Origin of the sequence: Mesorhizobium sp. M0800, assembly GCF_040320095.1 — a bacterium.
Classification (GTDB): Bacteria; Pseudomonadota; Alphaproteobacteria; order Rhizobiales; family Rhizobiaceae; genus Mesorhizobium.
Window position 1 is genome coordinate 26,637 of the sequence record NZ_JAMYOZ010000046.1, and the last position, 9,089, is coordinate 35,725.

At 63.5% G+C, this 9,089-nt stretch carries 11 protein-coding genes; 8 read left to right on the plus strand and 3 right to left on the minus strand.

What is annotated here, in order from left to right:
- Positions 1–85: 85 nt before the first annotated feature.
- Positions 86–1,099 carry a taurine ABC transporter substrate-binding protein gene (tauA, locus tag NKI18_RS31085; RefSeq protein WP_352621344.1) on the minus strand — a complete coding sequence of 338 codons (1,014 nt, stop codon included), beginning with the start codon at positions 1,097–1,099 and terminating at the stop codon, positions 86–88.
- A gap of 344 nt (positions 1,100–1,443) precedes the next feature.
- Here tauA and NKI18_RS31090 point away from each other — a divergent pair, with 344 nt between their 5' ends.
- From NKI18_RS31090 to NKI18_RS31105, 4 genes are all read left to right on the plus strand, one after another.
- Positions 1,444–1,635 (plus strand): hypothetical protein, encoded by a 192-nt coding sequence (locus NKI18_RS31090; RefSeq protein WP_352621345.1) that lies wholly within the window; start codon positions 1,444–1,446, stop codon positions 1,633–1,635.
- A 147-nt stretch (positions 1,636–1,782) separates the two neighbouring features.
- Positions 1,783–2,235 carry an RrF2 family transcriptional regulator gene (locus NKI18_RS31095; RefSeq protein ID WP_352621347.1) on the plus strand — a complete coding sequence of 151 codons (453 nt, stop codon included), beginning with the start codon at positions 1,783–1,785 and terminating at the stop codon, positions 2,233–2,235.
- Between the two features lie 49 nt (positions 2,236–2,284).
- Positions 2,285–3,631 (plus strand): FAD/NAD(P)-binding protein, encoded by a 1,347-nt coding sequence (locus NKI18_RS31100; protein ID WP_352621349.1) that lies wholly within the window; start codon positions 2,285–2,287, stop codon positions 3,629–3,631.
- Between the two features lie 335 nt (positions 3,632–3,966).
- Positions 3,967–4,320 carry a winged helix-turn-helix transcriptional regulator gene (locus tag NKI18_RS31105; RefSeq protein ID WP_352570132.1) on the plus strand — a complete coding sequence of 118 codons (354 nt, stop codon included), beginning with the start codon at positions 3,967–3,969 and terminating at the stop codon, positions 4,318–4,320.
- Positions 4,321–4,428: 108 nt separating this feature from the next.
- On the opposite strand, the gene NKI18_RS31110 is transcribed toward NKI18_RS31105, so the two are convergent.
- A complete protein-coding gene (locus tag NKI18_RS31110; protein ID WP_352621351.1) occupies positions 4,429–5,076 on the minus strand; it encodes a cysteine hydrolase family protein in 648 nt (215 codons plus the stop codon).
- Complete coding sequence (locus NKI18_RS31115) at positions 5,073–5,402, minus strand: hypothetical protein (protein ID WP_023675896.1); 330 nt, start codon at positions 5,400–5,402, stop codon at positions 5,073–5,075. Before NKI18_RS31115 ends, NKI18_RS31110 begins: the two co-directional genes overlap by 4 nt.
- A 165-nt stretch (positions 5,403–5,567) precedes the next feature.
- Between NKI18_RS31115 and NKI18_RS31120 the strand changes: the two genes are divergently transcribed.
- The 4 genes from NKI18_RS31120 to NKI18_RS33470 all read left to right on the plus strand — a co-directional run.
- On the plus strand, positions 5,568–5,966 hold the full coding sequence (locus NKI18_RS31120; RefSeq protein WP_352621352.1) for a RidA family protein: 399 nt from the start codon (positions 5,568–5,570) through the stop codon (positions 5,964–5,966).
- Positions 5,967–6,158: 192 nt separating this feature from the next.
- A complete protein-coding gene (locus NKI18_RS31125) occupies positions 6,159–7,583 on the plus strand; it encodes a pyridoxal-phosphate dependent enzyme (protein WP_352621353.1) in 1,425 nt (474 codons plus the stop codon).
- Complete coding sequence (locus NKI18_RS31130; protein WP_352621355.1) at positions 7,580–8,761, plus strand: cystathionine gamma-synthase; 1,182 nt, start codon at positions 7,580–7,582, stop codon at positions 8,759–8,761. The genes NKI18_RS31125 and NKI18_RS31130 overlap by 4 nt, the downstream gene beginning before the upstream one ends.
- A gap of 223 nt (positions 8,762–8,984) precedes the next feature.
- Positions 8,985–9,089: DUF6959 family protein (locus NKI18_RS33470; RefSeq protein WP_502900796.1), on the plus strand; the 105-nt coding region annotated here is incomplete at its 3' end.

The window sequence follows — 9,089 nt, forward strand, 5'->3', positions numbered from 1 at the left end:
TCTGTCTGCCCCGAAGCCGCTCCTCGCAAGCGGTTCGGGGCAGGGAGCACGCGGCGTCAGGGAAGGAGAACCGCGCGCGTTGGCGTCAGTTCGAGGCAAGCGCTTCGCTGACATATTTCGACGACACGTATTTCGAATAATCCGGCAGCACGGCGTCAATCTTGCCCTGCTCCTTGAGGAAGGCCGCTGTCGCCTCGACCGCCTTGACCGTGCCGCCGCCGAGGAACTTGTCCGAGGCTTGCTCCTCGAGCGTCGGGAAGACATAGCCCCTCAATAGTTGCGGCACGTCCTCCAGCTTGGCCCCGGTGATCGTGGCGATCTTCGCCGCTTGCGGCGACGTCACCGACCAGACGTCCGGCTTGGCCAGGAACTCGGCATAGGCCGCGCCCGTCACTTTGACGAAGTCGCGCACCGCTTCCGGGTTCCTTTCGGCGAAGTCGGTGCGCACGATCCAGGCGTCGAAGGTCGGCGCGCCCCAGGCGGCGACCTGCGAGGAATCCAGCACGACCTTGCCCGAAGTCTTGATCTGGCCGAGTGCCGGATCCCAGACATAGGCGGCGTCGATGTCGCCGCGCGCCCATGCCGCCGCGATCTCCGGTGGCCGCAGATTGAGAATATCGACCGACTTCGGGTCGACACCCTCATGCTTCAGCGCGGCAAGCAGGCTGTAATGCGTCGTCGAAACGAAGGGCACCGCCACCTTCTTGCCGGCAAGGTCGGCGGCCTTCTCGATGCCGGCGCCGTTGCGGGCGACAAGGGCCTCGGATTCGCCGATCAGCCCGACAATGAAGATTGTCTGGATGGGAAGCTCGCGGCTCGCCGCCGCCGCCAGCGGGCTCGAGCCGACATAACCGATGTCGACCGAACCGGAAGCGATCGCCGCGATCACGTCGGCGCCGGAATCGAATTTCCGCCAGTCGATTGCCGCCTTGGTCGCGCTCTCATAGGCGCCGTCGGCCTGCGGCACCTTCGAGGGTTCGACGACCGTCTGGTAGCCGATAGTGATCTTGAGGTCCTGCGCATCGGCTGGGCCGAGAAAGGCCGCACCAGCCAAGGCCGCCGAGGACAAGAGAACGATACGTCGCGAAATGGTGGACATGAAAGGCTCCTTGGAAACGAGAAAAACCCGGATTGCGTTTCATAGTCATCTAACTCTATCGTTCTTGTAGAGTTAAATCCTTCCAATCGGTTCGGTCTTGTTAGAAAAAATCATCTGGCTATGGCAGTTCGCGCGCTTCTGGGTGACGGGACGGCCCGGGTGAGAACCATCGTCCTTGCCCGGGGAACCTCTTCCACGTCGTCCATGCGCGCACCAAGGATTTTCCCGTTTTCGCCCCTGCATCGGCAAACCATGCTGCGAGTAGCCAAGAAATTGGAAACAAGTTCCCTGTGTTCGCGGTTAAGTCTAGTATCCTTATCGACATTGAAGGATTGGAGAGGACGATGAGCGACGCCACCCTCCTTGTTGCCGCGCGCGGCATGCTTTGGCCTTCAAACTCAGGGGCAGAAGCTGCTGTCGGTATTCTCGCCGATGGGGACATTCCTGCCGCCGGCCAGTTTGGCGGTGCGCCATTGGCGGCGGCTTCTGTGCTTCCAAGAGCACAAGCCCCGGCCAAAATGGCCATTGCGGCGTGAAAACGAAGCAAAATCAACGTTTCTCGGCTTGTATATCATGTCACTAGAATTTATCTGTAGTGACAGCTTGGACGCGGCGGGGAGGCACGCCAGGCGTTTCGCAACCGGTGGCCTTGCGCCATCGCATGACAGAGAAACGTTCGGGTTATGCTCACGAAAAAAGGTAAATACGGCCTCAAGGCGCTCGTCCATCTGGCGCGCCTGCCGGTTGGACAGCTCGCCTTCGTCAACGACATCGCCACAGGAAACAATATTCCGAAGAAGTTCCTCGATGCCATCCTTGGCGAATTGCGCAATGCCGGTTTCGTTCAGAGCCGCAAGGGCAAGGAGGGCGGCTACCGGCTGGCACGCCCGGCGGACGAGATCAAGGTCGGCCACGTCGTGCGCGTGCTCGACGGACCGCTTGCCCCCATTCCTTGCGCCAGCCGCACCCAGTATCAGCGCTGCGAAGACTGCCACGAGGCGACATGCCAAGTCCGACACCTGATGCTGGAGGTCCGGCAGGCCATCGCCGAGGTGCTGGACCAGCGCAGCCTCGCCGAAATGCGCGACATCGCCGGCGACGAGGATTTTTCGGCGGCGTTGAAAATCCAAGCCTGAACCAATCTCTCCTGAGCCGGCGACGATCGCCAGGACAGCTGGTGTGCGCATGACGGTGCGCGCTACGCCAAGTTCGATCATCATTGTCGGTGGCGGTGCCAGCGGCGTCGTGCTTGCCGCGCATCTGCTGAAGTCGCCCAATCCCGATCTACGTGTCAGCTTGATCGAAAAACGCCCTCATTTTGGGCAAGGCATGGCCTATTCAACGCTGCTGTCGGCGCATGTGCTGAATGTCAGCGCGTCGGGCATGAGCGCCTATGCCGACGATCCCGGCAATTTCTCGCGCTGGCTGCTTGAACGCGGCCTGGCAACGCCGGAACAGGCGCCGGTCTATGCGCCGCGCAGCGTCTACGCCCGCTATCTCAAGGAGCTGCTCGACGAGCTCGAGGCGCGTGAGCAGCAGACGGGCCGGCTGCGCCTAATCCGCGAGGAGAGCCTGTCGATCTCGCCGACCACGTCAGGCGTCGAAGTGGCGCTGGCCAACGGCACCAGCGTGGTTGCGCATCTCGCCGTGCTCGCCACCGGCCATGACGAAGAGCCGGGGGCGGGGCAGGGCCACGCGATCAGGATGGGATCCGAGGCCGACACTGCGCTCGACCCCGAAGCCCGAGTCATGGTGCTGGGCACGGGCTTGAGCATGGTCGATGCCTTCCTGTCGCTCGAGCAGCGCGGCCACCGCGGCGCGATCGTCGCGGTGTCTCGGCGCGGCCTGCTGCCTTCGCCGCATCGCAAGGGCAATCCGATCAAGCTCGACGTTGCCGACATTCCGCTCGGCACCCAGCTTTCCTATTTCGTCGGCTGGTTCCGCGACCTGATCCGGGAAAACCAGAAGGCCGGCATCGACTGGCGCGACGTCGTCGACGGTCTGAGACCCTTCAACCAGAAGATCTGGCAGAACTGGCCGTCCTCGGCCAAGCGCCGCTTCGTCGAGCACACCAAAGCCTGGTGGGATATCCACCGCCACCGCATGGCGCCTGAAGTCTACGCCCGCGTTGCCGAGGCGGTGCAAGCGGGCCGCATCCGCCTTGTCGCCGGGCGCGTCGTCGAGATCGCCGCCGGCGACGGCTTCAGCGTACAGGTCCAGTCGCGCCACACGCAGCACCTCGAAAGGTTCGACTTTGCTCGCATCTATGATTGCACAGGCATCGCCAGGGACATCTCGACCACCTCGAACAGCGTGGTGCGGTCGCTGGTCGAGCGTGGGCTGGCACGGCCGGATCCGCTGAGTCTCGGCCTCGACGTGACCGCGAACTGCGAGGTCATCGCCGGCGACGGCACGGTATTCGCCAAGATCCTCGCCGTCGGGCCACTGACGCGCGGCACCTTCTTCGAAATCGACGCCATTCCCGATATTCGCGTGCAGTGTGCGCGGCTAAGCAAGCGCTTACTCGGATGAGGCCCCTTTGTCTTGACGCAATTCCGGACGCAGGACACCTGCCGCCGGGTGAAAAGATCTCGACCTCATAGCCTCGTTCGGTGAAGGCGAACCAAGGGTGCGGGAGCTCGCTCCACCAGAAGCCGACCGTCCAGCCCGTGGTGGTCGAGACAGCCGGGTTGGCGATGACGCCACACGTTTCGGCTGTCTCGCATTGACCGAATTGGTGTCGCGGGCGCTCATCTTCGTTCTCCTCCATGGATTTTGTAGCCGGCCAGGCCGTGAGCCGCGACCCTGGCCAGATGACCGGGCAAATTCTGCTTCCGTTGTCACCGTGCCTTGCCTAGCATTGGCGCATGACCCAACGCGGAAGACTGTACGGCTGTCCGGTCGAGTTCGCGCTCGACGCGCTCGGCGGCAAATGGAAGACGGTGATCCTGGCGCGGATCAAGGAACAGCCGATGCGCTATTCCGACCTGCGCCGGCTGATCCCCTCACTCTCGGACAAGATGCTGACGCAGCGCCTGGCCGAGCTTGTCGAGATCGGCTTCGTCACGCTCGAGACGTCGCCGGACGGCAAGGGGCGCTACGCCTTGACCGGGCGCGGCGGTGATCTCGCCGCCGCGCTGCAGGCGCTCTATGACTGGGGCAGCGTGCATGGCCGCGCCGAGGGTGTGCGCTTTCGCACCGACAGCGCAGCCACCACCTAGATCAATTCCGGAAAAGCGCGGAGCGGTTTTCCGTCCGCAATCGCGTGAAAACAAAGGCATAGAGCGGTTCGGCATTGCCGTGAAACGGTGGGTTGCGCTGGCAAGCCCTCAACCTGCACCGGCAAGCGCGCTGCAGAAGCTTGCGACGTCGGTGACGACGGCTTCGCCGAGGAAGCGTAGCGTCGCCATCGAGCGGTCGCGCGCTTCGCGGTTGCCGAAGCCACAGGCGTCCTCGATTACCATGGCGACGAAGCCATTGTCGGTCGCCTGGCGAACGGTCGGCTCGATGCCGATCTCCATGGCGATGCCAGCGAGCGCTATCGTGCGCACGCCGCAATCGCGCAAGGCAAAGCCGAGCGCGGTGGAATCGAAGGCCGACATCGTGAGCTTGTCGAACACCGCCTCGTCATCGCGGGGTTCCAGCTCGGGCACGATCCGCGTCGCTTCGGCATCGCGCGGGAACCACGGCTCGACCGTGTCGGGGCTGTCGCGCCGCTGCCAGGCCATGGCGGTGCGCAGCTGCGTCGCGCCCATCCATTTGCGCGGCAGCGACAGATGGCGCGTGAACGCCACCCGCATTCCGGCCATGCGCGCCGCTTCCAGCACCGTGCCGGTACGCTCGACGATGGTCGCGGCGCCGGCCACCTGGCGGCAGATGCCGACCTGCATGTCGTAGACCACCAGCGCCGTGCGGCGCGGATCGCACCACTCAGCCAGGCTGGCCGGGATTTCGATCCCGTCGCTCGCCCGGATCATGCCGCAGTCCGGTCCCATGGCTTGGCGATATCGACCGTCGGATCGAACAGGAATTCCAGCGGCAATGGCGCGTCGAAGGCGATGAAGTGCCATTCCAGCAGCCCGGCCTTGGACAGCGGGAAGTCCTCGGTGTAGCGCCGCGCTTCCGCGACGCTGTCGAGCTCGAAGACGATGATGACGCCGCCAATATCGCCGCGCGCATAATTCTCGCGCACGATCCCCGCCTTCCAGAGCCGCCAGACATTCGACACTTCGTCGCGCAGATAAGGCCGTAAATCGTCGAGCGTGACGCCGGGCCTGAAATTGTCATAGGCAAGAATCTTCATCGGCCGTTCCTTGCATTGCTGTTCGCCCAGCGCCGGGTAGCATGGCGGAATCGGCCGCCGCAACGAACGAGATGGTGCGTTGAAACGCCCGCACGATTGCCGTTGATCCTATGGGCGGCCGGGGCGGCCGCGGGATAATTTTTGCTGAAGAGGAGGAAAAGCGCGGTGACCATCGAAAGGCTGAACCCCGAGGACGTGCACAGCAATCCGGCCTATTCGCAAGGCGTGTCGCTGCCGGCATCCCCGCGCATCGTGCTGGTCGGCGGCCAGAATGGCGTCGACGCGCAAGGCCGGATCGTCGCCAGGTACGATCTCCCTGCACAGACCGCTCAGGCGCTTTCCAACCTGGCAAAGGTGCTCGAAGCCGGTGGGGCAAAGCCTGAAGACCTCGTCAGCCTCTCGGTCTATATCGCCGGCGACCTGGACATAGGGCCGGCCTTCGGCGCCTGGATGGCCTTCTGGGCAAACCGTGGCGCGCCGCCGATCATCAAGGTGCTGCGCGTCGCCGGCCTCGGCAATCCGGATTTTCTGATCGAGATCGAAGCCCAGGCGGCGATCGCCTGAACCCTAAGCGGGTTCTGCAAATCTTTTGCCCTACCTAGAGGCCCCGCCCGGCGAAGCTTTCGCGAAATTCCATTCCCCTGCTGGCGGCCGGATTGGCACGATCTATCTTCTTTCCAACTGCAAACGGCTGGAAAAGACGGTAGGTTGCCGTCTTCCAGGGCGGTTGCTCATTCTGGCAACGGAGCATCTGACATGAGCAAGCACAAGATCGTGGCACCGGACGATGCATCGTCCCGCCTGCGCCCGCCCTATGCCTCGGTTCTCGACCTGATCGGGCAGACACCGGTCGTCGAGCTGACCAAATTCGACATCGGCAAGTGCCGGCTGTTCATCAAGCTCGAAAGCCAGAATCCCGGCGGCTCGATCAAGGACCGCATCGCGCTGTCGATGATTGCCGCCGCCGAAAAACAGGGCAAACTGAAACGCGGCGGGACGATCGTGGAGGCGACCGCCGGCAATACCGGTCTCGGTCTCGCCCAGGTCGGCATCCCCAAGGGGTATCGCATTATCCTGGTCGTCCCCGACAAGATGTCGCGCGAAAAGATCCAGCATCTGCGGGCGCTCGGCGCGGAGGTGCGCATGACGCGTTCCGATGTCGGCAAGGGCCATGCCGAATATTATCAGGACATGGCCGAAAAGATCGCGGCCGAGTTGCCCGGCGCCTTCTACGCCAACCAGTTTGCCAACCCGGCCAATCCGCACGCCCACGAGACCACGACGGGGCCGGAGATCTTTCAGCAGCTCGAAGGCGATGTCGATGCGGTGGTCGTCGGCGTCGGCTCCGGCGGCACGCTGACCGGGCTTGGCCGCTATTTTGCGAAAGTCTCGCCGAAGACCGAGATGATTTTGGCCGATCCGGTCGGCTCGGTGCTGGCACCGTTGATCAAGACCGGCAAGATGGTGGAGGCCGGAAGCTGGACCGTCGAAGGCATCGGCGAGGATTTCGTGCCGCCCAATGCCGATCTGTCGCTGGTCAGGAAGGCCTATTCCATCCCCGACAAGCAGAGCATGCTTGCGGTGCGCGACCTGCTTTCGAAGGAAGGCATTCTCGCCGGCTCGTCGTCCGGTACGCTGCTTTCGGCAGCGCTTCGCTATTGCCGCGAGCAGACCGTGCCGAAGCGCGTCGTTACCTTCGTCTGCGACAGCGGCAACAAGTACCTATCGAAAGTCTTCGACGATTTCTGGCTGGTCGAGCAGGGCCTGGCCGAGCAGGAGCAGCATGGCGACCTGCGCGACCTGGTCATGCGCACGCTCCGCACCGGCGATGTCGTGTCCGTCGGCCCGGACGAAAGCCTGCTCAACGCCTATGGCCGCATGCGCCGATCGGATGTCTCGCAGCTGCCGGTGCTGGACGAGGGCAAGCTCGTCGGCATCATCGACGAAAGCGATATCCTCGCCAAGGTCGAAGGCCCCTATGACAGCCGCTGGGACCGCTTCAAGGCCCCGGTCAGTACGGCTATGACCTCTACCCTGCACACGCTGCAAGCCAGCCAGACGCTGGACGCGTTGCTGCCGGTCTTTGATCGCAACGAGGTCGCCATCGTCTTCGACGGCGACGAATTCATCGGCCTGATAACACGCATCGACCTGATCAACCATCTGAGGCGCGCCCGATGACCGTCAAAGCCACCGTCTCGGGCAAAAACCGCCTCGCCTTTTCGACGCGCACCATCCATGGCGGCCAGAGCCACGACCCGACGACGGGCGCGGTGATGGTACCGATCTATGCCACTTCGACCTACGGTCAGCAGAGCCCGGGCGTGCACAAGGGCTTTGAATATGCCCGCAGCCAGAACCCGACCCGCTTCGCCTTCGAGCGCGCGGTGGCCGACCTCGAAAGCGGCACAGCCGCCTTCGCCTTCGCTTCGGGGCTGGCGGCGATCGCAACCATTTTCGAATTGCTCGATTCAGGCGCGCATATCGTCGCCACCGACGACATCTATGGCGGCACGTTCCGGCTGCTGGAACGGGTGCGCAAGCGCTCGGCCAATTTGCAGGTCGACTTCGTCGACTTCACCGACCTTGCCGCAGTCGAGGCGGCGATCCGCCCGGAAACCAAAATGCTCTGGGTCGAGACGCCGACCAACCCGCTGCTGCGTGTCGTCGACCTCGAAGGCGTCGCAGCACTTGCCAGGCGCAAAGGCGCGCTCTCAGTCGCCGACAACACTTTCTGCAGCCCCTATCTGCAGCGGCCGCTGGAGCTCGGCATCGACATCGTGGTCCATTCGACGACGAAATACCTCAACGGCCATTCCGACATGGTCGGCGGCGTCGCCGTAGTCGGCGACAACAAGGATCTCGCCGACCGGCTGAAATTCCTGCAGAACGCCATCGGCGCCATTTCAGGGCCGTTCGACAGTTTCCTGGCGCTGCGCGGCTTGAAGACGCTGGCGCTGAGGATGGAGCGTCATTCGTCGAACGGCCAGAAGATCGCGCACTGGCTGGAAAGCCGTCCCGACATCCGCCGTGTCATCTATCCCGGCCTGCCCAGCCACCCGCAGCACGCCATCGCCAGGCGGCAGATGCACGCCTTCGGCGGCATGATCACGGTCGAGCTCGACCGCGACCTCGCCGGCACCAAACGCTTCCTTGAACATACGCAACTGTTCACGCTGGCCGAAAGCCTCGGCGGCGTCGAAAGCCTGATCGAGCACCCGGCGCTGATGACGCACGGCTCGATCCCGGCGAAAAAACGCGCCGAGATCGGGATATCGGATTCGCTGGTGCGGTTGTCGGCCGGGATCGAGGACGGTGACGATCTGATCGCGGATTTGGATCAGGCGTTGGCGAGTTGAAGGGGGCGGTTCGTATCGTCTCGAAATTCTGGGCGGGGCCAAGACAACATCTGCCGAGTGACCGGAAGAGAAAGCGTTGGGCTACAGGAACCGCTCGCTCGCCTTGAGGCCGCCGTGGCAAATGAGGCGGCGAGCGTTTGTTCTAGGTCGTGAACCCATAAAGGGTTGCGGAGTGAGCGGGCTCATGCTCTGACGGTGCAGCAAGCCGATCCGCGAGACACTGATGCGTAGCGAGAACGTCGAGATACTATCGGACAAGACCAATGCCGCTGTCATGCGGCATCCTGGTCGGGCCTTCCCCGGCGTTCTCGTTCAGGGTGACAGCCTT